The 21,575-nt window shown below is 48.7% G+C and carries 27 protein-coding genes; 21 read left to right on the forward strand and 6 right to left on the reverse strand.

The features are described 5' to 3' along the window. Window positions 1-46 precede the first annotated feature (46 nt). Both thyD and C7B65_RS03750 read left to right on the forward strand, forming a co-directional pair. Complete coding sequence (gene thyD / locus C7B65_RS03745) at window positions 47-967, forward strand: thylakoid membrane protein ThyD (RefSeq protein ID WP_073069547.1); 921 nt, start codon at window positions 47-49, stop codon at window positions 965-967. A 94-nt stretch (window positions 968-1,061) separates the two neighbouring features. Further along, complete coding sequence (locus C7B65_RS03750) at window positions 1,062-1,253, forward strand: hypothetical protein (protein WP_073069548.1); 192 nt, start codon at window positions 1,062-1,064, stop codon at window positions 1,251-1,253. Between the two features lie 20 nt (window positions 1,254-1,273). Here C7B65_RS03750 and C7B65_RS03755 read toward each other — a convergent pair whose 3' ends face one another. Then, window positions 1,274-1,627, reverse strand: a complete 354-nt coding sequence (locus C7B65_RS03755) for a DUF6439 family protein (protein WP_317615786.1) — start codon at window positions 1,625-1,627, stop codon at window positions 1,274-1,276. Between the two features lie 23 nt (window positions 1,628-1,650). Here C7B65_RS03755 and C7B65_RS03760 point away from each other — a divergent pair, with 23 nt between their 5' ends. Next, on the forward strand, window positions 1,651-2,085 hold the full coding sequence (locus tag C7B65_RS03760; protein WP_073069549.1) for a sll0565 family protein: 435 nt from the start codon (window positions 1,651-1,653) through the stop codon (window positions 2,083-2,085). A 4-nt stretch (window positions 2,086-2,089) separates the two neighbouring features. Then, window positions 2,090-3,478, forward strand: coding sequence for an asparagine--tRNA ligase (gene asnS, locus C7B65_RS03765; RefSeq protein WP_073069550.1), 1,389 nt, complete (start codon window positions 2,090-2,092; stop codon window positions 3,476-3,478). 72 nt (window positions 3,479-3,550) lie between these two features. Here asnS and C7B65_RS03770 read toward each other — a convergent pair whose 3' ends face one another. Continuing rightward, a complete protein-coding gene (locus C7B65_RS03770) occupies window positions 3,551-3,694 on the reverse strand; it encodes a high light inducible protein (protein ID WP_073069551.1) in 144 nt (47 codons plus the stop codon). A gap of 136 nt (window positions 3,695-3,830) precedes the next feature. Between C7B65_RS03770 and C7B65_RS03775 the strand changes: the two genes are divergently transcribed. The 15 genes from C7B65_RS03775 (at window position 3,831) to C7B65_RS03845 (ending at window position 14,496) form a co-directional block, all read left to right on the forward strand. Continuing rightward, entirely contained in the window at window positions 3,831-5,030 is a 1,200-nt protein-coding gene (locus tag C7B65_RS03775; RefSeq protein WP_073069552.1) for a class I SAM-dependent methyltransferase, read from the forward strand. A 132-nt stretch (window positions 5,031-5,162) separates the two neighbouring features. Beyond that, window positions 5,163-5,564 (forward strand): ATP synthase subunit I, encoded by a 402-nt coding sequence (locus C7B65_RS03780; protein ID WP_073069553.1) that lies wholly within the window; start codon window positions 5,163-5,165, stop codon window positions 5,562-5,564. A 53-nt stretch (window positions 5,565-5,617) separates the two neighbouring features. Beyond that, a complete protein-coding gene (gene atpB, locus C7B65_RS03785) occupies window positions 5,618-6,370 on the forward strand; it encodes a F0F1 ATP synthase subunit A (RefSeq protein WP_073069554.1) in 753 nt (250 codons plus the stop codon). A 61-nt stretch (window positions 6,371-6,431) separates the two neighbouring features. Continuing rightward, window positions 6,432-6,680 carry an ATP synthase F0 subunit C gene (gene atpE / locus C7B65_RS03790; protein WP_073069555.1) on the forward strand — a complete coding sequence of 83 codons (249 nt, stop codon included), beginning with the start codon at window positions 6,432-6,434 and terminating at the stop codon, window positions 6,678-6,680. Window positions 6,681-6,783: 103 nt separating this feature from the next. Next, on the forward strand, window positions 6,784-7,206 hold the full coding sequence (locus C7B65_RS03795) for a F0F1 ATP synthase subunit B' (protein WP_073069556.1): 423 nt from the start codon (window positions 6,784-6,786) through the stop codon (window positions 7,204-7,206). Window positions 7,207-7,273: 67 nt separating this feature from the next. Further along, window positions 7,274-7,837, forward strand: a complete 564-nt coding sequence (locus tag C7B65_RS03800) for a F0F1 ATP synthase subunit B (RefSeq protein WP_073069557.1) — start codon at window positions 7,274-7,276, stop codon at window positions 7,835-7,837. Beyond that, the gene (atpH, locus tag C7B65_RS03805; protein WP_073069558.1) at window positions 7,837-8,394 is read left to right on the forward strand and encodes an ATP synthase F1 subunit delta; all 558 of its coding nucleotides are present in this window, start codon (window positions 7,837-7,839) and stop codon (window positions 8,392-8,394) included. The genes C7B65_RS03800 and atpH overlap by 1 nt, the downstream gene beginning before the upstream one ends. Before the next feature lie 95 nt (window positions 8,395-8,489). Next, window positions 8,490-10,007, forward strand: coding sequence for a F0F1 ATP synthase subunit alpha (atpA, locus tag C7B65_RS03810; protein WP_073069616.1), 1,518 nt, complete (start codon window positions 8,490-8,492; stop codon window positions 10,005-10,007). 78 nt (window positions 10,008-10,085) lie between these two features. Then, the gene (locus C7B65_RS03815) at window positions 10,086-11,036 is read left to right on the forward strand and encodes a F0F1 ATP synthase subunit gamma (RefSeq protein ID WP_073069559.1); all 951 of its coding nucleotides are present in this window, start codon (window positions 10,086-10,088) and stop codon (window positions 11,034-11,036) included. A 203-nt stretch (window positions 11,037-11,239) separates the two neighbouring features. Then, complete coding sequence (locus tag C7B65_RS03820) at window positions 11,240-11,563, forward strand: 2Fe-2S iron-sulfur cluster-binding protein (RefSeq protein ID WP_073069560.1); 324 nt, start codon at window positions 11,240-11,242, stop codon at window positions 11,561-11,563. A gap of 45 nt (window positions 11,564-11,608) precedes the next feature. After that, window positions 11,609-11,788 carry a hypothetical protein gene (locus C7B65_RS03825; protein WP_073069561.1) on the forward strand — a complete coding sequence of 60 codons (180 nt, stop codon included), beginning with the start codon at window positions 11,609-11,611 and terminating at the stop codon, window positions 11,786-11,788. After that, window positions 11,781-12,863 (forward strand): DUF3326 domain-containing protein, encoded by a 1,083-nt coding sequence (locus C7B65_RS03830; RefSeq protein ID WP_073069562.1) that lies wholly within the window; start codon window positions 11,781-11,783, stop codon window positions 12,861-12,863. The genes C7B65_RS03825 and C7B65_RS03830 overlap by 8 nt, the downstream gene beginning before the upstream one ends. A 37-nt stretch (window positions 12,864-12,900) precedes the next feature. Beyond that, window positions 12,901-13,497, forward strand: a complete 597-nt coding sequence (locus C7B65_RS03835; RefSeq protein WP_317615788.1) for a CPBP family intramembrane glutamic endopeptidase — start codon at window positions 12,901-12,903, stop codon at window positions 13,495-13,497. A 141-nt stretch (window positions 13,498-13,638) separates the two neighbouring features. Beyond that, window positions 13,639-13,923: a hypothetical protein gene (locus C7B65_RS03840; protein ID WP_073069564.1), complete on the forward strand. Its 285-nt coding sequence runs from the start codon at window positions 13,639-13,641 to the stop codon at window positions 13,921-13,923. 27 nt (window positions 13,924-13,950) lie between these two features. Further along, window positions 13,951-14,496, forward strand: a complete 546-nt coding sequence (locus C7B65_RS03845; RefSeq protein ID WP_073069565.1) for a protein-tyrosine phosphatase family protein — start codon at window positions 13,951-13,953, stop codon at window positions 14,494-14,496. A gap of 9 nt (window positions 14,497-14,505) precedes the next feature. On the opposite strand, the gene glsA is transcribed toward C7B65_RS03845, so the two are convergent. Together glsA and C7B65_RS03855 are read right to left on the reverse strand one after the other, a co-directional pair. Then, window positions 14,506-15,429: a glutaminase A gene (gene glsA / locus C7B65_RS03850; RefSeq protein WP_223257279.1), complete on the reverse strand. Its 924-nt coding sequence runs from the start codon at window positions 15,427-15,429 to the stop codon at window positions 14,506-14,508. Between the two features lie 48 nt (window positions 15,430-15,477). After that, complete coding sequence (locus tag C7B65_RS03855; protein WP_073069566.1) at window positions 15,478-15,801, reverse strand: carbon dioxide-concentrating mechanism protein CcmK; 324 nt, start codon at window positions 15,799-15,801, stop codon at window positions 15,478-15,480. 195 nt (window positions 15,802-15,996) lie between these two features. Here C7B65_RS03855 and C7B65_RS03860 point away from each other — a divergent pair, with 195 nt between their 5' ends. Next, the gene (locus C7B65_RS03860; protein ID WP_073069567.1) at window positions 15,997-17,049 is read left to right on the forward strand and encodes an agmatinase family protein; all 1,053 of its coding nucleotides are present in this window, start codon (window positions 15,997-15,999) and stop codon (window positions 17,047-17,049) included. Window positions 17,050-17,053: 4 nt separating this feature from the next. Here C7B65_RS03860 and C7B65_RS03865 read toward each other — a convergent pair whose 3' ends face one another. Next, window positions 17,054-19,315, reverse strand: coding sequence for an FdhF/YdeP family oxidoreductase (locus C7B65_RS03865; protein WP_073069568.1), 2,262 nt, complete (start codon window positions 19,313-19,315; stop codon window positions 17,054-17,056). 148 nt (window positions 19,316-19,463) lie between these two features. On the opposite strand from C7B65_RS03865, the gene C7B65_RS03870 reads away from it, so the two are divergent. Next, window positions 19,464-20,819, forward strand: coding sequence for a PhoH family protein (locus tag C7B65_RS03870; RefSeq protein WP_244913154.1), 1,356 nt, complete (start codon window positions 19,464-19,466; stop codon window positions 20,817-20,819). Between the two features lie 6 nt (window positions 20,820-20,825). Here C7B65_RS03870 and C7B65_RS03875 read toward each other — a convergent pair whose 3' ends face one another. Further along, on the reverse strand, window positions 20,826-21,350 hold the full coding sequence (locus C7B65_RS03875) for a photosystem I reaction center subunit XI (RefSeq protein WP_073069570.1): 525 nt from the start codon (window positions 21,348-21,350) through the stop codon (window positions 20,826-20,828). Between the last annotated feature and the right edge of the window lie 225 nt (window positions 21,351-21,575).

Raw genomic sequence — 21,575 nt, forward strand, 5'->3', positions numbered from 1 at the left:
ACCCGCCCCACAGAGGCGAATTGTCTCGATTAGGGAGAGAGTATCTATGAAAGTCGCAGTCACAGGGGCAACCGGATTTGTGGGCAGTCGTTTAGTAGAGCGGTTAAACGCTGAGGGGCATCAAGTCATCGTCTTGACTCGCAATGCGACCAAAGCAGAGCAAGCCTTCCCAAACTCTACTGATCCCAATCTAGAAATTGTTGCCTACAATCCAACTCAGTCGGGAGCTTGGCAAGAGAAGATTTCAGGCTGTGATGGCGTGGTGAATCTGGCAGGAGAAGCGATCGCCGAAAATCGGTGGACACCAGAACGCAAACAATCTTTAATGGACAGTCGCAAAATCACGACTCAAAAACTCGTTGAAGCCATTGCCAACGCCAATCCTAAGCCTTCGGTTTTGGTCAATGCCTCCGCGATCGGCTTTTATGGCACTAGCGAAACTGTCACCTTTGACGAAACCAGTGCTGCTGGCAATGATTTTCTGGCAGAAGTTTGCCAAACCTGGGAAGCCGAAGCAAGCAAGGTCAAGGAAAGCGGCGTTCGTCTGGTGATTTTGCGGCTTGGAATTGTTTTAGGAATGGGCGGTGCCTTGGGCAAAATGCTTACGCCTTTTAAGCTGTTTGCAGGTGGGCCGATCGGCAGCGGCAATCAGTGGTTTTCCTGGATTCATCGAGACGATTTAGTCAGCTTGATTTTACGAGCATTGACGCGACCTGAGATGGAAGGGGTTTTTAATGCCACGGCTCCGCAGCCCGTTCGCATGGCGGAGATGACGACGACGCTGGGGCAAGTGATGAATCGTCCTTCGTGGCTCCCGGTGCCCAGTTTTGCGCTAGAAGCGATGTTGGGTGATGGCGCTAAAGTCGTGCTTGAAGGTCAAGAAGTTTTGCCCAAACACACGCTAGCCAATGGATTTGAATATCAATATCTGACGATTAAACCAGCACTAGAGGAAATTTTGGGTTAATTCTATCGGTTTTTCAGAGTTGCTCAAAATTTTGTTATCTTGGCAAAGCAACACGAACACCCCTCACTGCCCAAGGATCACTCTAAACAGAACCATGCAAACCAAGAAATTAGAGCTACTTTTATTAGCGGGATGTTCTTGCCTTTTTACGATGCTTTGTCAGCCGATCGCGCAAGCTGTCACCGCATCTCCTACAGAAACTGTCCTGCAAATCTCTGCCCAGTTAGAGGGCTTATATTGCAGAACTAATTTTCAAGAAAACTACAGAGCCAAAGCTAATAAGTAGCCACTGTCCTGAATCTAGCCCTACTTTTTAGAACCGTGATGTTCGCAAGGTGGGGCTGAAATTGATTTATCCAACCACCCGGCTGCCTGCTGTAATCGCAAAAGCGCCTCTTCGGGCTGATCTTTTAAAAGGAAAATTAGAGCAACGGCGGCTTGTTCACGCGATCGCGCCAGCCGATTTGACTTTAGTCGGTGCCAATCACGATCGCTGATACTCAACTTTTCGGTCAGTGCCTGTGCTAACTCAAGGGCGCTGAACTCAGAAAGCTTGTTGGTTGCGACTGGGTTAGAGGCTTCTGTCTGAGAAGATTGCATCATTGTCAAGTCGGGCATAGAACGCTGCTTTAACGGAATGGGTAAAATGAATTTACTCATTACTCTTACTTTACTACGCTTGAATGCCACCATCCCAAGACCCCGATCGTTTATCCACCAGTCACGAATCCGACGATTCAGCGCTCACCTTTGAGCAAGTTCTTGAGCGCGTGGAGCGATCGCTTCAGGAACTCAAAGAGCGCCATGCCCAAATCGAGCATGATCAGCAGCTTCAAAAGAATTTAGAGGAGCGATCGCAAATGATCCGATCGCAGCTCCGCCAAAGCAAATCTTCTAGCCTTAAATTAGAATTGCAGAAGCTCGAAAAGCAGCTAGAAGAGCTGGAATTTAATCTAGAAAGCCGCTTATTTTCGTGGGCTGGCTTTAAAGAAGTTTTCTGGCAAGCCGTGCGATTTGGTGGACTGGGGATCGCCGTTGGCTGGTCGCTTGCCTTCTACACTTTAAAGAATCCGGCTCCCAACAACACAAGCCCTGCTCCTCAAACCTTAGCCCCCTAATCTCATGACACGACGCATTTCAGAACTGCTGCGCCACGGACAACCCAACGAATTAGTCACGATTAAAGGCTGGGTTCGCACCAAGCGAGAACAGAAAGGCTTCTCGTTTATTGAAGTCAACGATGGTTCGTCGATGGCAGGTTTGCAAGTGGTGATGAACGCTGACTTACCGGACTATGAGTCGATCGTCAAACGACTCAGCACCGGGGCATCGGTTGAAGTATCAGGGGTTTTAGTATCGTCGCTAGGCAAAGGGCAACGTATTGAGGTCAAGGCGAACTCGGTAATCGTTTATGGCGAGGCTGATCCAGAGACCTATCCGCTTCAGAAGAAACGCCATTCGTTTGAGTTTTTGCGAGAGATTGGACATCTGCGATCGCGCACCAATACGCTAGGAGCCGTCTTTAGAGTTCGCAATGCTTGCTCGATGGCAATCCACCAATTCTTTCAAGAACAAGGTTTCATCTGGGTTCACACTCCAATTCTCACAGCAAGCGATTGTGAAGGGGCAGGCGAAATGTTTGCCGTCACTAGTTTGGATCTCAAGAAAGTTCCGTTAACTGAAAATCAATCGGTTGATTACACCCAAGATTTTTTCGGCAAACCTACTTATTTGACAGTCAGCGGACAGCTAGAAGCCGAAATTATGGCAACCGCATTCAGCAATGTCTACACGTTTGGTCCAACGTTTCGCGCCGAAAACTCTAACACGTCTCGTCACTTGGCAGAGTTTTGGATGGTCGAACCAGAAATGGCGTTCTGTGACTTAGAAGGAGACATGGATTTAGCGGAAGCATTCCTCAAATACATCTTTTCTTATGTGCTAGAAAAGTGCCCTGAAGATATGCAGTTTTTTAACGATCGCATCGATAACTCAGTCCTCACAACGGCTGAAAATATTATTCAAAACGAGTTTGAGCGAGTCACTTATACCAAGGCAGTTGAGCTTTTGCTGAAGAGCGATCGACCCTTCGAGTATCCCGTCGAGTGGGGCTTAGATCTGCAATCTGAACACGAGCGGTTTTTAGCCGAGGAACTCTTTAAAAAGCCCGTGATTGTGACAGATTACCCGACACAAATCAAAGCCTTTTATATGCGTTTGAACGAAGACGAAAAAACCGTTCGCGCTATGGATATTCTCGCTCCGAAAATCGGTGAAATTATCGGCGGTTCTCAGCGAGAAGAACGGCTTGATGTTCTAGAACGACGCATTCAAGCACAAGGATTGGAATTAAAAGACTACTGGTGGTATCTAGATTTGCGGAGATATGGCACCGTTCCCCACGCAGGATTTGGGTTGGGATTCGAGCGCTTAGTACAGTTCATGACAGGAATGGGCAACATTCGCGACGTGATTCCATTTCCTAGAACTCCTTTAAACGTCGAGTTTTAAGTCTCAATAAAAAACCTGGAGAGTAATCAAGTTACTTCCAGGCAAATGGTCAGATAAAATCAGTCGTGAGAACTACATCAAACCGAGTTGCTCTAAGATGCCCTTGCCTGTCATTAGCTCAGTAGCGAACCCGATCGCGATGCCTAGCATTGCTAGACGACCGTTCCAAGACTCAGCAAACTTGGTAAAGCCGATTTTGCCTTCTTGCTTTTCCATGATGATTGCCTCACTCTAAAGATATATTTCTTCATACAACTTAACGCTTCTCAAAGCATTTGGCAACAATTTGCCTGATATCAAGGCTTCCCCAATGAGACACTAGATCACTAAGTTACTGTCATTTTGATTTGTCATGCCCGATCCTCAAGCGATTAGTGCGGCGGTTGCAGCGCTCTATAACACCTACCCGTTTCCACCAGAGCCTTTGCTTGACGAGCCGCCTCCCGGCTATAACTGGCGCTGGAACTGGTCAGCCGCCTACAATTTTTGCACAGGACAAAAACCCAAGCGACAAAACATCCGCATTTTAGATGCAGGCTGCGGCACTGGGTGCGGAACCGAATATTTAGTGCATCTCAATCCCCAAGCTCAGGTGACTGGCATTGATTTGAGTGCTGGGGCGTTGACGGTTGCGAGAGAGCGATGTCAACGATCGGTCAACGATCGAGCAGAGTTTCATCACCTCAGCCTCTACGATGCCAACCAGCTTCCCGGCAAGTTTGAGATGATCAACTGCGTGGGCGTATTGCATCACTTGCCTGATCCGATTCGCGGCATTCAATCCTTAGCGACAAAACTCGCTCCTGGCGGGATTATGCACATCTTTGTCTACGCAGAATTGGGGCGCTGGGAAATCGGGTTGATGCAGCAAGCGATCGCCCTCCTACAAGGCAACCAAAAAGGTGATTATCGCGATGGCGTAAAAGTCGGTCGTCAGATTTTCGAGACACTTCCTGAAAATAATCGACTAGTGCAGCGAGAAAAAGAACGCTGGTCAATGGAAAATCAGCGCGATGAATGTTTTGCAGATATGTATGTCCATCCCCAAGAGATTGACTACAACATCGAGACGTTATTTCAGCTTATTGATGCGTCTGGGCTGAAGTTTTTGGGCTTCTCGAATCCTCGACAGTGGACGCTCGATCGCTTGCTAGGCAAAAATTCAGACCTGATTGATCGGGCGAAAGGACTGAGCGATCGTCAACGCTACCGCTTAATCGAACTCTTAGATCCCTCTTCTGTCACTCACTACGAATTCTTTTTGGGGCGAGGCGAGTTGCCCTTAGCCGATTGGTCGTCTGATGAAGCGTTGCTCAACGCCATTCCTGAGCGCAGCCCTTGCATGGATGGCTGGGCAAGTCGCTGTTTATTCAACTACGACTATCAGATTGTGAATCTGTCAGAACCAGAATTTGAATTTATGAAAGCTTGCGATGAAAATCAGGAGTCGCAACGCACGATCGGAGAGATCTTGTCAGACGCGCCGTTGGAATTGGAGACCGTGCGATCGCTGCAACAACAACAGCTTATTTTACTGAGTCCTCGATCGTAGACATTAAGTATTATTACCCTCGCGTGGTATGATGTCTTCTGGCTAAACGAACTGTCGTGATCGCATTAGACTCCCTGTGAGTTTAGTAACTCATCATGGCGAAGTTGCCCTACTTCATGGATCGCACCTGCAATGGAGGAAATCTCACCGCCTGTTTCTGAGTCATCAGAACCCAGTGCATCAATGCAAGATTTCTATCGACTCCAACAAGAGTTGCTAGTGATCACACTTATCTTGACGGGTCTAATCTTTTTCCCGGTTTGGTATTTCTACTCCCTCAACATCGCTCTGAATTATTTACTTGGAGCATGCACAGGTGTGGTTTACTTGAAGTTGTTAGCAAGAAATGTTGAGCAACTTGGTAGCCAGAAAGACAAACTAGGCAAGTCGCACATCGCCGTTTTTATTGGGCTGATTATAGTCGGAACCCAGTGGAATGGTCTACACGTCTTACCTATTTTTTTAGGATTTCTGACCTACAAAGCGACGCTGATCGTTTATACCTTGCGAACCCTGCTCGATCCTGGCGATTGAGCCTGTTATAGAATTTGCACTCCTTGAATCTGGGGAAAGCCGCCTGAACTGAAATGCTAAATTTCCTCGTTGCTCCCAACTCGTTTCCGCTCGCTAGCTTAGAGGTCGGTCATCACCTCTACTGGCAGATTGGCAATTTAAAGGTTCATGGGCAAGTTTTTTTGGTTTCCTGGTTCGTGATTGGGCTTTTGGTGATTGCCTCACTTTTGGCAACTCGCAACGCTCAACGTGTGCCAAGAGGCATTCAAAACTTGATGGAGTACGCGCTGGAGTATGTGCGTGAGTTGTCAAGAAACCAGCTTGGTGAAAAAGATTATCGTCCCTGGGTGCCATTTATTGGCACACTGTTTCTGTTCATCTTTGTCTCTAACTGGTCAGGAGCGCTGATTCCCTGGAAGCTGATTAAGCTACCAGAGGGTGAACTCGCTGCCCCAACAAACGACATCAATACAACGGTGGCATTGGCATTGCTCGTGTCGCTGGCGTACTTCTACGCAGGCTTTAGGAAAAAAGGTTTGGGCTACTTTGCGAAGTATATTCAACCCACTCCAATTTTGCTGCCCATTGCAATCTTAGAAGATTTCACCAAGCCCCTCTCCCTGAGCTTCCGTCTTTTTGGCAACATCTTGGCGGATGAATTAGTGGTAGCGGTTCTGGTTCTACTCGTGCCTTTGTTTGTGCCATTGCCCGTGATGCTGTTAGGTTTGTTTACTAGTGCAATTCAAGCATTGGTGTTTGCAACGCTTGCAGCCGCGTACATTCACGAAGCGATCGAAGGTCACGGCGAAGAGGAACACGCACCGTAAATCCTCGCTCGATCAGAAAGAACATTTGTTTGTCCCGTTTTCAACCCAAAGGAAAATCACTATGGATCCCATCGTTCAAGCTGCTTCCGTTCTCGCTGCTGCTCTTGCTATTGGCTTGGCTGCGATCGGACCTGGTATCGGTCAAGGTAACGCTGCGGGTCAAGCAGTGGAAGGCATTGCACGTCAGCCCGAAGCAGAAGGCAAAATTCGCGGCACGCTGCTGTTAACCCTCGCGTTCATGGAATCTCTGACCATCTACGGTCTGGTGATCGCGCTGGTGTTGCTGTTTGCTAACCCCTTTGCATCATAAGGGTCAAGAATTTTGAGTTTTGAGTTCTGGGTTACGGAATTCAAAACTCAAAGCTCAAAACTTCTAAAATTGTCTTGCACTTTTTTCACCCTCACTCAAGATAATGTTTGATTTTGATGCGACCCTGCCCTTGATGGCAGTGCAGTTTCTTCTTTTAGCTGCGATCTTAAATGTGGTGTTCTATAAGCCACTCACGAAAGTGATTGAAGATCGCAGTGATTACATCCGCAGCAACGAAGCGGATGCGCGAGAGCGTCTTGCGAAAGCCGAAAATCTGGCGAAACAGTATGAGTCTGAGCTAGCCGAGACTCGCAGACAATATCAAGCGACGATCGTGGCTGCTCAGGCAGATGCACAGAAGATCGCCGCTCAAAAAACTGCTGAGGCTCAACAAGAGGCTCAATCTCAACGCGAAGCCACTCAAAAAGAGTTAGATCAGCAAAAGCAGGCTGCGATGCAAACGCTAGAGCAGCAGGTCGAATCGCTAAGTCACGAAATTCTAGATAAGCTTTTAGCTGGAGTTTGATGGGGTCGTTAGCAGTTAGTTGTTAACGCCTCTAGGATTGTCAACCGCGCAGTTGTGGATAACGTTCATGGAAATTTTTTTGCGACTCGCTGCTGGAGCCACTTTACTCGGCTCTGAAGCAGCAGAAGCAGTGGGAAAAGGTGGTTTTGGTATCAATTTTGACATCCTAGAAACCAACCTGATCAACCTCTCGATCGTGATTGCCGTTGTCGTTTATTTTGGTCGCAAGTTCTTAGGTAAGATTTTGGGCGATCGCACGGCGGCGATCGAGGCTCAAATTAAAGAAGTGGAACAGCGTAAACAAAGTGCTGCTGCCGCTCTTGCCTCACAGCAGCAGAAATTAGCGCAAGCGCAAGCTGAGGCTGCTAAAATTCGTGCCTCGGCAGAAGATGGAGCCAAGTCAGCGCGAGAAGCCATTTTGGTGAAGGCTGAACAGGATGTTGCTCGGATGCGTGAGACGGCGGCTCAAGAACTCGGCTCTGAACAAGCGCGAGTGATCAATGAGTTACGTCAACGCATTGCACTGATGGCAATGCAGCGTGCAGAGGGTGAGCTTCCGAGTCGTCTGAATGATGACTTGCAGCAGAGATTAGTCGATCGCAGCATTGCTCTACTCGGAGGTAGTTCCTGATGAAAGATAGCATTTTGACGGCTCAGGTTCTGGAACCCTACGCCCAAGCGCTGATGTCCTTGGGGCAGTCAAATAATTTGACCGAGCGTTTCGGTGAAGATGTTGCCGGGATTCTATCGAGTTGGAATGAGTCCCCTGATCTGCAAGCATTTCTCAGCAGTCCGTTGACGAAAGCCGACGCAAAAAAAGCTGTTTTAGAACAGGTTTTTGGAGAGCAGGTTCACCCGTTCACTAAAAGCTTTTTAATGCTGCTGGTCGATAAGCGACGAATTCTGTTTTTGGATGGCATCTGCAAACAGTATCAGGCACTTCTCAGAAAGCTAAATCAAGCTGTTTTAGCCGAAGTGATTTCGACGGTCGAACTCAACGACGACCAGAAAAACACCATCCGCGAACAGGTGAAGTCGATGACTTCTGCACGTCAGGTCGATCTCGAAACTCGTCTCGATCGCGACCTCATCGGCGGTGTGATTATCAAAGTTGGTTCTCAGGTGATTGATGCAAGTTTGCGTGGTCAACTGCGTCGCATTTCTCTCCGTTTAAGTAGTGCAACCTAAGAATGGTCAGGGTTTCAGGAATCAGTCAAAACTCTGAACCCCTGACACCTAAATCCTATTTTCGCTTTCCCCTTCATCCTTCAAAAGAGGTTCCAATGGCAGCAATCAGACCAGACGAAATTAGTAATATTATTCGCCAACAGATCGAGAGCTACGATCAGGGCGTGAAGGTTTCCAATGTCGGAACCGTGCTTCAAGTCGGTGACGGTATCGCCCGGATTTACGGTTTAGAAAAGGCAATGTCTGGTGAGTTGCTTGACTTTGAAGATGGCTCAGTTGGCATTGCGCTCAACCTAGAAGAAGACAACGTGGGCGCGGTCTTGATGAGTAACGGGCGCACCATTCAAGAAGGCAGCAGCGTCACAGCAAGCGGCAAAATTGCGCGGATTCCGGTGGGCGATGCGATGATTGGTCGCGTCGTGGATGCGCTGGCTCGTCCGATCGACGGCAAAGGCGACGTTCAAACGAACGAGTTTCGTCTGATCGAGTCCCCTGCACCCGGCATCATTGAGCGGAAATCGGTGTATGAGCCGATGCAGACGGGCATCACCGCGATCGACACCATGATTCCGATCGGTCGGGGTCAGCGGGAATTAATTATTGGCGATCGTCAAACTGGCAAGACCTCCGTTGCCGTAGACACGATTCTGAACCAGAAAGGCGAAGACGTGATCTGCGTATATGTGGCGATCGGGCAGAAAGCTTCGACCGTTGCTAACATCGCGAACGTGCTGCGGGAGCGTGGCGCGTTAGATTACACGATCATTGTTGCGGCAAACGCAAACGACGCGGCGACTCTTCAATACCTCGCTCCTTATACCGGGGCATCGCTGGCTGAGTACTTTATGTACCAAGGTCGGCACACGCTGGTAATTTACGATGACTTGTCCAAGCAGGCACAGGCTTATCGTCAAATGTCCTTGCTGTTGCGCCGTCCACCCGGTCGTGAAGCTTATCCTGGAGACGTGTTCTATCTCCACTCTCGCTTGCTAGAACGTGCGGCAAAACTTAGCCCCGAATTGGGTGAAGGCAGCATGACCGCATTGCCGATCGTCGAAACTCAAGCGGGTGACGTATCCGCTTACATTCCGACGAACGTGATTTCGATTACCGACGGTCAAATCTTCCTATCGTCTGACTTGTTTAACTCTGGTCTACGACCCGCCGTGAACGCAGGTATTTCGGTTTCTCGTGTGGGTTCTGCGGCTCAGACTAAAGCGATGAAGAAGGTCGCGGGTAAGGTGAAGCTGGAACTCGCTCAGTTCGCTGAACTAGAAGCGTTTGCTCAGTTTGCGTCTGACTTGGATAAAGCGACTCAGAACCAACTCGCACGCGGTCAACGTCTGCGCGAATTGCTGAAGCAATCTCAATATTCTCCGCTATCGGTGGGTGATCAAGTTGCGATCATCTACGCGGGCATCAACGGTTATTTAGATGATATCCCCGTTGATAAAATCACCGATTACGCGAAAGGATTGCGCGACTATTTGGCAACTAGCAAGCCCAAATATGGCGAAAGCATCCGCGCGACGAAAGCGCTCAGTGACGAAGCCGAAGGAATGTTGAAGGAAGCGATCGCTGAATATAAAAAGACCTTCCTAGCCGCCGCGTAAAACTAGTTTGGGTTTTGGATTTTAGATTTCCAATTAAATCCAAAATCCAAAATCCAAGCTCTAACATGGGTCAAGATTATGGCAAACCTCAAACTCATTCGAGATCGCATTCAGTCGGTCAAAAATACGAAAAAGATTACGGAAGCAATGCGGTTAGTGGCGGCTGCAAAGGTGCGTCGCGCTCAAGAACAGGTGATCGCAACTCGTCCTTTTGCTGATCGGCTTGCCCAAGTGCTTTATGGCTTGCAAACCCGGTTGCGTTTTGAAGAAGCGAATCTGCCCCTACTCAGAAAGCGGGATGTAAAAACGGTTGCATTGCTAGTCATTTCTGGCGATCGAGGCTTGTGCGGTGCTTATAACTCCAACGTGATTCGTCGCGCTGAGGTTCGCGCTAAAGAACTGCAAGCAGAAGGGCTAAACTACAAATTTATTGTGGTCGGTCGCAAGTCGGCTCAATACTTTCAGCGTCGAGAGCAGCCGATCGAAGGCACTTACATCGGCTTAGAACAGATTCCAACCGCGGCGGAAGCGTCGCAGATTTCGGATCAGTTGTTGTCTCTGTTTTTGTCGGATACGGTCGATCGGGTTGAGCTTGTCTATACTCGATTTGTCTCGCTGATCAGCTCTCGTCCGGTGATTCAAACACTGTTGCCGCTTGACCCTCAAGGGTTAGAAGTGCCAGATGATGAAATCTTCCGTCTGACGACTCGCGGCGGGCAGTTGCAAGTCGAGCGGGAGAAAGTGACCGCGCCGACTCAGAGCAGTTTCCCGCAGGATATGATTTTTGAGCAAGATCCGGTGCAAATTCTGGATGCGTTGCTGCCGCTATATCTAAATAACCAACTGCTTCGGGCGTTGCAAGAGTCTGCGGCAAGTGAACTTGCTGCCCGAATGACCGCTATGAACAACGCAAGCGAAAACGCTTCGGAATTAATGAAAGGATTGTCGCTGACTTACAACAAGGCACGTCAAGCGGCGATTACTCAAGAAATTCTAGAAGTGGTGGGCGGTGCTGAGGCATTAGGCTAACCTCAATCTCAAGTTTTCAAGTAAGGTTTTGCGTCTGGGGTTTCTCAGGCGCATTTTTATGAGCGATCGTTCGACTCGCCTCGATCGCTATGATGAGAACATCCAGATTCTTCTCATTCCTCTTTTTAGTCAGATCGTCCCCAAATTCCTGCCCCCGATTCTTCTAAAATGATGGTGGGAACACACGCGCAATCAAATCTAAAATGGCAATCTATAAAGTTGAAATTCTGCATCGGGGGCAAACTCACACGATCGAAGTGCCCGACGATCGCACCGTTCTTGAAGTTGCAAACAAATTGGGGTTAGATCTGCCCAGTTCTTGTACGGCTGGAGTTTGCACAACTTGCGCCGCTCAAATCTTAGAAGGAACGATCGATCAAACCGATGGAATGGGCGTAAGTCAAGAATTGCAGGAGCAGGGATACGCCTTACTCTGTGTCGGCTTTCCTCGGTCTGACCTCAAGATTGAAACCGAAAAAGAAGAAACAGTCTATCATCTGCAATTTGGACAGCATCAAAATAAATAGGTTATTCACATTAGAGTTAATCACTCGTGAATTCATTTTTCAGTCATGAATACACACTTTATCAGCATAGAAGTTGACTTGAAATCGTCTCCGGTTGAAATGCAAAGCGCGATCGAAGCTGCATTGCGAAAACATGGAGAACCATTACGCTGGGCTGTCACCAGTGTGAATGCTAACCAACAAAAAGCTCAAATCGAAGCGATCGTGACGATTGATCATGACTAAACGTGCCTACACCGTAGTTCTGATCGTGCCGACTGGGATCGGAGCCACGATCGGAGGCTATGCAGGTGATGCGCTTCCGGTGGCGCGGATGATCGCTCAGGTTTGCGATCGCTTAATCACACATCCCAATGTTCTCAACGGGGCCCAACTTTATTGGAACTTGCCTAACGCTTTGTATGTTGAAGGTTACGGACTTGATCAAGTTGCGGCTGGCAATTGGGGATTGCGTCCCGTGCATCAAAATCGAATTGGATTGATTCTCGATCGTGGCATCGAACCCGATTTGCGACTGCGACATTTACAAGCGGCAGATGCTGCAAGAGCCACACTCGGACTAAATTTAACCGAGTATGTGATCACCGATCAGCCCTTAAACGTCGAACTAAAAACCGCGAATTCTGGCGCAGCGTGGGGCACGATCGAGCATCCAGACAGCTTATTAAGAGCGGCAGATAAACTGATTCACAAAGTAGGAGCCACGGCGATCGCGGTAGTTGCTCGGTTTCCTGACGACTGTGGCAGCCAAGCGTTGCAAAATTATCGTCACGGTCAAGGCGTTGATCCATTAGCGGGTGCCGAAGCGGTGATTAGTCATCTGATTGTACGGACGTTTCAAATTCCTTGTGCTCATGCGCCTGCGCTGTTGCCTTTGCCATTAGATGTCGAACTATCGCCGCGATCGGCAGCCGAAGAATTAGGATTTACTTTTCTTCCGTGTGTTTTAGTTGGGTTAAGTCGCGCTCCTCAATTCACGACTCGCAGCGTTCTGTCTATGGTGCAGGCGAGTGATGTATGGGCAGATCAAGTAGATGCGATCGTGATTCCAGCAAATGCTTGTGGAGGCAGCGCAGTCATGAGTTTGAGTCAGTCAAACACCAAAATTATTGCAGTTAGAGAGAATCACACTCAGATGCAGGTGCCTCCAGAATCATTGGGAATCAACGCCATCGCGGTGAATTCTTATCTGGAAGCTTTAGGAATGTTAGTGTGCGATCGGGCTGGAATAGAACCCAATGCGCTGAATCCGGCGATCGCTCCTTTGCGCTGCTTAGAGGTTGAGTCGATCGTCCATTAACATAAAGCTACTCATACACCTCACCCCCAGATTTCTAGTGGCACAAATTCCTGAAACTCCAGAAATGGAACCGTTAACCCGCATTCAAGTTTTGATCGCGATGGGGGTGACTGCCGTGGTTTTGCTGCTCGTAGCAAAATTATGGATGCACCTTGGCTCTGTTAATCTCTTGCCAGTGAAGTTGACCACAGAAGCCATCTTGCAAGGAGTCGGGCTAGGGCTGGGTGTGACGATCGCCAGCTCGATTATCTATCGGTTTTGGGCAGCTTATCGCATCAGCGCCGATTATTACCTCGAATTAGTGCTCAAACCGCTGCTCATTCCCGATTTAGTTTGGTTGGGGTTATTGCCAGGACTCAGTGAAGAATTACTATTTCGTGGAGTCATGCTGCCTGAGTTTGGTCTGACTTTAGAAGGGGTTTTGATTTCTAGCGTTTGTTTTGGGGTGCTTCACCTGAGTAACTTTAAGCAGTGGGCTTATGTGGTTTGGGCAACCTGCATCGGCGCACTATTTGCCTATAGCGCGATCTGGACAGGCAATTTATTGGTGCCGATCGTGGCTCACGTTCTCACTAATCTGATCGCTGCTTTTATGTGGAAATTGGGCGATTATCCTCGCGCTTCAAACTCTTGATTGCCCTGAGAGTCTTTGCTCACCTAATGGTAAATTTTCACAACTTCAAATCAGACAAACTGTAAGGAGGGATACCATATTAGACAGAGTTGGAGTCGGGCAATTGCTCTTCGTCCATCTGCCTTGCGCTCTCTCCTTGCGATGCAAAACGATTTATCCAACGATCCTGAAGATCCTGCTCTTGAAGACGTGACTCGGTGGCACACTTTTGCTGAGATTGTGCTAGGGCTGCACAAAGAAGGAATTTATATTCATCCTCACCAGTTAGCAGAGTTTCTGCTAGGACACGGATTGCCAGTTGATTTGTGTCATGTGCCGCCTCGCTTAAAGCAAAGAGCCGAGACCGTAAACGCGCGCTATCAGGGAGACATGGCGCGGCTAGAAGACACCAACGATCCCTTCTGGCATCCTCTGGTTATGCCCTGAGATCAAATCAGTTGCCTTTGCATCACTATGCATAAATTTGCTTCAGCTTCGGAGAACGAACCGATCGTGTTTGGCTCTGCTCGACCTGGATATAGCAACGAGCAAGTGAACGAGTGGATTGAATTTATGCAGAATCAAGACATCAAGCGCGTCTGCTGTTTGCTTCCTGAATCTCAACTCACTCGCTATTCCAATTTGCTTGACGTTTATCGACAGACCTTTGGACTCGACCAAGTTTGTTGGGCCCCGATCGAGGATTTTCACTTTGCCGACCCTGAAATTCTCATCCACCAAATTTTGCCGTTCTTAGCGATCGCCAACCGAAGTTATGAGAAGGTGGTGGTTCACTGCTCTGGCGGAATTGGACGCACCGGGCACGTTTTAGCAGCTTGGCTTGTAGCAGGACGAGGACTCTCCAACAAAGCAGCGATCGCCGCCGTTAAGCAAACTGGAAGAAATCCCTATGAGGCGGTCATTGCCGCCCCCTTCAAAGGTCGAAATCCTTGGAAAGCTGTTGCGGAACTCAACAGGCTGCTGGGTGAATGTAATCGGTTTAGAGGCAAGTTAGCTTGATGCCGAACATTAGCCGAAGATACTGAGCTTGAGGTGAGTTGCCAGCTTTTCTAAGAGAAAGAGTCCTGCTACAGAGTTTCCGGTGGGGTCGATCGCCGGACTGTAAGCTGCGATCGCGCCTTCTTTGGGCACAATCGATAACAACGCTCCGCTCACGCCTGACTTAGTGGGCAGCCCGATTCGCACGGCAAACGCGCCCGACGCTTCATATAGCCCGCAGGTCAGCATTAAAGCATTCACAATTTGCTGATGTTGACGAGCAATCCCAGATGACGATGCCAGGAGTAAGCCCAATCGCGCCAAATCTTCGACGGTTCCTGACAGACAGCAGATGTGATTATAAGTATCAAGCGCCATCTCAACAGACGTTAAATGTCCGGCTTGTGACAGCATATGGGCGATCGCGCGATTTGACTCATTTGCCATCGATCGCACAGAAGTCAGCATGGCTCGATCTAGTGTCAGATGCGTGTCTGCGAGACGATTTAGCCAGTCACAGAGGGCTTTACAGCGCGCCGCACCGTCTTTTCCAGGCAACAGAGCCGCCAGCGCGATCGCCCCACTATTGATCATGGGATTGCGGGGATAACCACGATCGCTACTCAGTTGCGTTAGAGAATGAAACGGTTGATCGGAGGGTTTCATCCCCACTTGTTTAAAGACCTCATCTGCACCCGATCGCTCTAACACAAACAGCAGCAAAAACGGCTTAATCACGCTCATCAGTGCAAAAGGCTGTGTGACTTCCCCCGCCGAAAATATCTTCCCTTTTGTCGTTTGAATCTCGACAGCAACCGTGTTGGGCTTTGTCTGAGTGAGCAGTGGAATGTAGTCGGGCAGTCGTCCCAGTTGCGTTTTTGTTTTTGCATCAGAAACCCAGGCATCTAATTGATCCTGAGCTAAGGCATCCAGTCCTATCAAAGAATTGTTCAAGGTCAATTCTGCCTTTTCTAGCTGCTCACGCCGAGGGTGTTTTCCGGTCTAGACTCTAAACTCGTCAGTGTCTTCGGTGTATTCGATCGGCAACACGGCCATCAAATTATCGCTAGGTCGAGGAATGTAGTGAGACGACAGAAAAAGCTTATCGCCTTCTTTATTTGAGTGCATTTTTTTGGCGGCCTCGATTCCAGCTTCGACTGCCATTTTGACATCCGATACGTTTCCTCGCACAATAATCGTCACATAGGCACCGCTGACTTTTTCCATTTCGACCAAGGTGACACGGGCAGCTTTTACCATGACATCTGCAACCGCCAGTGCTGGAGGCAACCCCCGCACTTCCACCATTCCCACGGCGTTACCCATTTTGATTCTCCACTTCCGATCGCACGATATCACCTTCATTCTACGCAGGTTCGCGAGATTAGGGAATAGGAGAGATTTGAACAGCCGGGCGATCGCATCAAACTATCCACGTTTGCTTATTTTAGTTAAGCGGTTGCAGGACGTTGATCGTAGTTGAGAAAGCTAGACTGAGAGAAAGACTGAGGACGTTTGCAAATGGCAACGAGAGAAGAGATTCTGCAAACATTTGACCCGAATGAGATCGGAGTTAACAACGGAAATTTATTAGGCTTGCCCTTTGACTATGAGTCAGCCAACATTATTGTGATTGGTGTGCCGTGGGAGGTGACGGTTTCTTATCGGGCTGGCACCGCCGCCGCGCCGCAACGAGTGTTAGATGCCTCGCGCCAGTTAGATGTCTATGACTTTGACTACCCCGATGGGTGGAAGCAAGGCATTTTTATGGTTGGAATCGACGATCGTATTCAGCGAAAAAGTCAGACGCTAAGACAAGACGCAAGGCGAATTATCGAGCAGATGGAACAGGGGCGGCGAGTTGAAGATGATCCCGATTTAGTTCGGGTTCTGCACACGATTAATCAAGAGTGTGAAGCCGTTAACCAATGGCTATTTGATCAGGCTCAAACCGCGCTGAATCAAGGTAAACAAATAGCGGTGATTGGCGGCGATCATAGTGTGCCATTAGGGGCGATTCGGGCGATCGCAGAGCATTATCCAGACTTCGGAATTTTGCACATTGATGCTCATGCTGATTTGCGCGAGGCGTATGAGGGGTTTGAGTTTTCTCACGCCTCAATTATGTTTAATGCGCTCAAAGTACCGCAACTTTCTAAACTCGTTCAGGTGGGCATTCGCGATATTTGTCACGACGAAATTACGCTGATTCAAAACTCAAATGGGCGGGTGTCTACTTATTACGACCCAATGCTCAAGCAAAAACTCTATGCGGGCATTTCGTGGCTAGAGGTTTGCAAACAGATCGTGGCAGAATTGCCGCAACACGTCTATATCAGTTTTGACATTGACGGACTTGATCCTAAACTCTGTCCCAATACGGGCACGCCAGTTCCGGGCGGTCTAGAGTTAGAGCAAACGGTTTGTTTGTTTCGTGAGGTTGTTGAGAGTGGGCGGCAGATTGTTGGCTTTGATGTGGTTGAAGTGGGTGATGGCGAATGGGATGGCAATGTTGGAGCGAGAGCTGTTTATAAACTGTGCAATTTGATGGCGTTGTCGGGTCTCGATCGGTAAGGTTTTAGGCATGAACGAGGGCAGGAACTCGCTTAAAGGCTGGGGTGCCCGATCGCGTCTCAACCCTCGCCTTAAAGATCACATTTACCTCTGGATAGAACATCACGGCGGCACCGGGGCGCACGGCTCCATAGATCACTTCGACCTGTTCAAGTTTTCCGACATTGCCTTGCACGGTGACGCGCTGATGTTCGCTCAAGCCTGCGGATTCTGCATCCGATCGATTCATTAAAATGCAGTTGCGGTGAGGCATTCCTCGATATTGGTCGCCAATTTTATAGACCACAGTGTTGTGTTGAGAATAGCTGCGACCCGTCATAATCGCGACCACAATGCCGTTTACGTTTGACTGGTTAAAGGATCGTGCATCGGGTAACTTCAGCGTTGGCAAAGGCGTTGTAGACATTGCAGCCTTTCCCGATGGCGTTGAGAATTTTGGCTCGTTGAGAATGCGTCCTGTGATCGTGAATTCTTCTTGAGTTTCGTCGATCGTTGCCATCTGCTCGTATCCTGGAACAGTTTTAGCAATCAGTTGTCTAACAAACTTCGGATCTCGCAGCTTACGCCAGTCAAGCGGATAGTCGCCGTGGACTCGGTGGGCTAACTCGGTTAAAAACTCGACTTCAGCGATCAGATCTGCGTCTTTGAGATGCGTCTCGCCCTCGTCGCTCAATCGGACAAAGTTATTACCCGATTCAGTCGTCGTTTTATAAGGATTCTCAAATCGATTTCGCACCGGAAGCACGATCGTCGTGTGTTTGGCGAGTCCGTTAAAATGTCCGATGTTGGGCTTTGTTGCTAAATAGATAATCGTGTCGATTTTACTCAGCGATCGCTTTGCCTGAGTCGAGTCAGGATTCGCGCCATATAAGTTGCCACCTAGACAGATCAGCGTCTCTACTTTTTCTTGATCAGCCGCTTCAATCAAATCGCGAGTGTCATATCCCTTGACTTCACTCAGCGGATGTCCTAACAGGTTTTCTAGTGCGTCTTGCAGTCCTTTTTTCAGTTTTTGAGTTGTCACACCCATTGAGCCAAAGCCCTGGACGTTAGAGTGTCCCCTCACTGGCATTACGCCTGCGCCTTCTTTGCCGATATTACCAGTGATTAGCGCAGTGTTGCCAATACTGAAGACGTTATCGACTCCATTTTCGTGTTGAGTGATTCCCATTGCCCAACCGAATACGACTCCTTTCGCGTTGCCGATAATGGTTGCAGCAGCTTCGATTTCGGGTTGAGAAACGCCGCACGTTTCGGTGATCGTGTCCCAACTGGTCGATCGTGCCGCTTCGACTACAGCTTCCCATCCTTCAGTATGCGCCTTGAGAAATTCGGTCTTGATAAATCCGCGATCGATTAAAGATTTTTGAATGCCAACAAACAGCGCAACATCACTGCCCGGAATCGGCTGCAAATACAGCGAAGAGATATCTGATCCAGGAATCAGAGACTTGACTGGAAACGCTGGAGAACCAAACTTCACCAATCCAATCTCCATCATGGGATTGATTACGATGACTTTGCCACCGCGATCGCGCAGTTTAATCAACTCGTTCATCAATCGTGGATGGTTATAAGCAGAGTTTGCACCCGCTAAAACTACACAATCTGCGTGCTTTAAATTCTCTAAACTGACCACTGAAGTGTTCGTTCCAAACATTTGTTTAAGTCCAAACGTTGAAGGAGCGTGACACAAATCAGAACAGTCGGCAAGATTATTAGAGCCGAGCGATCGCATCATCAATTGCAGCAAAAAAGCCGCCTCATTCGAGGAGCGACCCGAACTATAAGACGCAACTCGATCGGGCGCTTTACGAAAGGCAGTTTCTGCAATGTTATAAACCTCTTCCCATGAGATGCGCTCGTAGTGTGAGGTGCCCGATCGCAAAATCATCGGAAAGCTCAACCGTCCCAGTCTGTCAGCTTCAAGCGAGGTGAGTTGCTGAAGCTCTTGAATGCTGCGCTGTTGAAACACCTCAACCGGGACTGCTGGCTTGATTTCCGCTGAGATCGCCTCGACGCTTTTCATGCAGCGCTGAAGCTTTTCGCCCTCCTCATTGGTAAAGCCTCCTTTCTGTCCCCCAGTGCCCCACGAGCAAGACAGACAAGCACTTTTGTGGAGCAGAGTCTGCCAAAGTTTTGCACCTTCGGGCGAGAGCGTGTGTTCTGCCCAATATTCAATTACGGGCAAACCGCCACCGATATCAGGAGTTTCCTCGTTTTTGTCATGAAAGGGAGGAACAGGTTGGAGACTCTTGCTATCCATGCTTTTGAATGATGATATTCTTCACCAAAACTACTCTAAATAGATAGATTTTGGAATGTGTCGATCGAGAGATTCCCTACACAAACCTGAGAAACTCACAGGAAATCAAACTAGGGCACTCAGACCGATGTAGGATGATAAGTCATTCTTGAAACTCTCTACGATCGCCAAAGCCTTCATGAAGAAAACGTTCGTTCTCGATACCAATGTCCTACTGCATGATCCATCTGCAATGTTACGGTTTGAGGACAACGATGTAGTGCTGCCCATCACGATTATTGAAGAACTCGATCGCTTCAAGAAACAGCCTGAAATCACGGGACGAAATGCCCGTCAGGTTTCCCGAATGTTGGATGATTTGAGAAGCAAAGGGCAGTTGACCGAAGGCATTTCAATCAATGGAGATGGCTCTTTACAGGTCGCTCTTTGCCGCCGAGAAACCTTGCTAGAACTGCCACCAGAGCTAGAAGGCGACAAAGCAGATAATGCGATTCTTGCCGTGGCCCTTGAGTTAAAGCGGCAATGTGACTCTCCAGTTGTGTTGGTGAGCAAAGACATTAATTTGCGAATCAAAGCCGACGCGCTAGGGCTGACCGCCGAAGACTATAAAACCGATAAAGTCGATGTCGATGACCTTTATATCGGGATGGATAAAGTCGTTGTCGCTTCAGAAGACATCGATCGCTTGTTTAAATTGGGTGGAGTCGCTTTAGACCAGGAATTTTTTCCTAACCAGGCGCTAACCCTAATCGATGAGGCAAACCCTAGTCACACCGCTTTAGGCATTGTCGATGGAGCGAGTGGCAAAGTGGTGCCGATCACTAAACTGTCGCGCAGTGGTGTTTCTCGCATCAGCCCGCGCAACCGTGAGCAGAGTTTTGCGCTTGATTTATTACTGCGAGATTCAATTTCGTTAGTGACGCTAGTGGGCAAAGCCGGAACGGGAAAAACGCTATTAGCGATCGCCGCAGGGCTACAAAAAGTTGCTGATGAGCGGCTTTATAGTCGGTTATTAATCTCCCGTCCGGTTGTGCCAATGGGAAAAGACTTGGGCTTTTTGCCCGGTGATGTCAACGAAAAACTGACTCCCTGGATGCAGCCGCTTTATGACAATTTTGATCTGATTTTGGGCACTCAAGATTCTTCAGGCAAACCAGACCACTGGCGGCGCGGTCACGAAGAACTGATCGAGCATGGATTGCTGCAAATCGAGCCACTCACCTACATTCGGGGACGCACCATTCCTAAGCAATTTTTGATTGTAGACGAAGCCCAAAACCTTACGCCTCACGAAGTTAAGACGATTCTCACTCGCGCTGGAGAAGGCACTAAAGTCGTGTTGACAGGCGACCCTGACCAGATTGATAACCCCTATGTAGACGCAGCCAGCAACGGACTCACTTATGTCGTAGAGCGCTTTAAGAACGAGCCTTTAGCGGGTCACATTACTTTGCTGAAGGGCGAACGATCGGGGTTAGCCGATCGCGCCGCCGCTCTGCTCTAAAAAATCTTACAGTCCCGTCGCAAAGTTTTTAAACAGCGAAATGTTGGTGAGCAGGAAGTAAGCCAGGGCTGCACCACCGACACCCCCGATCAAGAATCCGCCTGCATACTCATTCCAACCATGCTCTGTCTTAAACGCGTCAGGAGGATTAGGCGTTGTAATCGTTGTGGTTGGGCCCGGAGGATTGGTATTGGCGTAGAGCGAAATTGCCAGCGTTGAGATTATGATTAGTCCGATCGTAGACAGCAACCCTGACAGATTTGCAATGTCGGTGTCTCGCAATGGTCCAAGTTTGGCAAACGGCCCCAAAATCCAGTAACCGTGAGCGAGTCCAACTTCTAACCCACGACGCAGCGGAGACAGCCCGGAGCGATAAGCGGGCAGACTATTAATGTATGCCTTGACCAACGGTGAAGAATTGATCGGGGTCGCTAGATTGCCGTTTTGAATGTCGTAGGCTGGAAACACGACCTCCCGGTTTCTGGGATCTTTTGGATCATTGGTTGCCTCTGGGTGGCTAAGAACTTGCATAAAAAAATTCCTGATCTCGAAAGTGCTTGAGGAATCCTAATAAAGATGAGGTGGGTACTTCATCGCTCCAGAGATACAGGGCGGAGGATTAGTTTGGACTTAAAGATCTCCTCCTTTAAGAAGAGACAAGCGGTAAAGCAGATTACATCTCTGCCCAAAAATTGGTGAGACACTGCTGAGATAGAAGTTGAGTTTCTTTATAAACATTTAAGATTTCTCACAAGT

It is taken from the genome of Phormidesmis priestleyi ULC007 (genome assembly GCF_003003695.1).
GTDB lineage: Bacteria > Cyanobacteriota > Cyanobacteriia > Leptolyngbyales > Leptolyngbyaceae > Phormidesmis_A > Phormidesmis_A priestleyi_A.

Excerpts from the sequence above, each read along its gene's own strand:
- atpH (WP_073069558.1), top strand. The coding sequence starts at position 7,837 with ATGAAAGATAGCATTTTGACGGCTCAGGTTCTGGAACCCTACGCCCAA.
- C7B65_RS03860 (WP_073069567.1), top strand. The coding sequence starts at position 15,997 with ATGGCAACGAGAGAAGAGATTCTGCAAACATTTGACCCGAATGAGATC.
- asnS (WP_073069550.1), top strand. The coding sequence starts at position 2,090 with ATGACACGACGCATTTCAGAACTGCTGCGCCACGGACAACCCAACGAA.
- C7B65_RS03815 (WP_073069559.1), top strand. The coding sequence starts at position 10,086 with ATGGCAAACCTCAAACTCATTCGAGATCGCATTCAGTCGGTCAAAAAT.
- C7B65_RS03865 (WP_073069568.1), bottom strand. The coding sequence starts at position 19,315 with ATGGATAGCAAGAGTCTCCAACCTGTTCCTCCCTTTCATGACAAAAAC.
- C7B65_RS03820 (WP_073069560.1), top strand. The coding sequence starts at position 11,240 with ATGGCAATCTATAAAGTTGAAATTCTGCATCGGGGGCAAACTCACACG.
- C7B65_RS03845 (WP_073069565.1), top strand. The coding sequence starts at position 13,951 with ATGCATAAATTTGCTTCAGCTTCGGAGAACGAACCGATCGTGTTTGGC.
- C7B65_RS03795 (WP_073069556.1), top strand. The coding sequence starts at position 6,784 with ATGTTTGATTTTGATGCGACCCTGCCCTTGATGGCAGTGCAGTTTCTT.
- atpE (WP_073069555.1), top strand. The coding sequence starts at position 6,432 with ATGGATCCCATCGTTCAAGCTGCTTCCGTTCTCGCTGCTGCTCTTGCT.
- C7B65_RS03755 (WP_317615786.1), bottom strand. The coding sequence starts at position 1,627 with ATGAGTAAATTCATTTTACCCATTCCGTTAAAGCAGCGTTCTATGCCC.
- C7B65_RS03825 (WP_073069561.1), top strand. The coding sequence starts at position 11,609 with ATGAATACACACTTTATCAGCATAGAAGTTGACTTGAAATCGTCTCCG.
- C7B65_RS03780 (WP_073069553.1), top strand. The coding sequence starts at position 5,163 with ATGGAGGAAATCTCACCGCCTGTTTCTGAGTCATCAGAACCCAGTGCA.
- C7B65_RS03770 (WP_073069551.1), bottom strand. The coding sequence starts at position 3,694 with ATGGAAAAGCAAGAAGGCAAAATCGGCTTTACCAAGTTTGCTGAGTCT.
- C7B65_RS03750 (WP_073069548.1), top strand. The coding sequence starts at position 1,062 with ATGCAAACCAAGAAATTAGAGCTACTTTTATTAGCGGGATGTTCTTGC.
- C7B65_RS03875 (WP_073069570.1), bottom strand. The coding sequence starts at position 21,350 with ATGCAAGTTCTTAGCCACCCAGAGGCAACCAATGATCCAAAAGATCCC.
- C7B65_RS03855 (WP_073069566.1), bottom strand. The coding sequence starts at position 15,801 with ATGGGTAACGCCGTGGGAATGGTGGAAGTGCGGGGGTTGCCTCCAGCA.
- C7B65_RS03775 (WP_073069552.1), top strand. The coding sequence starts at position 3,831 with ATGCCCGATCCTCAAGCGATTAGTGCGGCGGTTGCAGCGCTCTATAAC.
- C7B65_RS03840 (WP_073069564.1), top strand. The coding sequence starts at position 13,639 with ATGCAAAACGATTTATCCAACGATCCTGAAGATCCTGCTCTTGAAGAC.
- C7B65_RS03760 (WP_073069549.1), top strand. The coding sequence starts at position 1,651 with ATGCCACCATCCCAAGACCCCGATCGTTTATCCACCAGTCACGAATCC.
- thyD (WP_073069547.1), top strand. The coding sequence starts at position 47 with ATGAAAGTCGCAGTCACAGGGGCAACCGGATTTGTGGGCAGTCGTTTA.
- atpA (WP_073069616.1), top strand. The coding sequence starts at position 8,490 with ATGGCAGCAATCAGACCAGACGAAATTAGTAATATTATTCGCCAACAG.
- C7B65_RS03830 (WP_073069562.1), top strand. The coding sequence starts at position 11,781 with ATGACTAAACGTGCCTACACCGTAGTTCTGATCGTGCCGACTGGGATC.
- atpB (WP_073069554.1), top strand. The coding sequence starts at position 5,618 with ATGCTAAATTTCCTCGTTGCTCCCAACTCGTTTCCGCTCGCTAGCTTA.
- C7B65_RS03800 (WP_073069557.1), top strand. The coding sequence starts at position 7,274 with ATGGAAATTTTTTTGCGACTCGCTGCTGGAGCCACTTTACTCGGCTCT.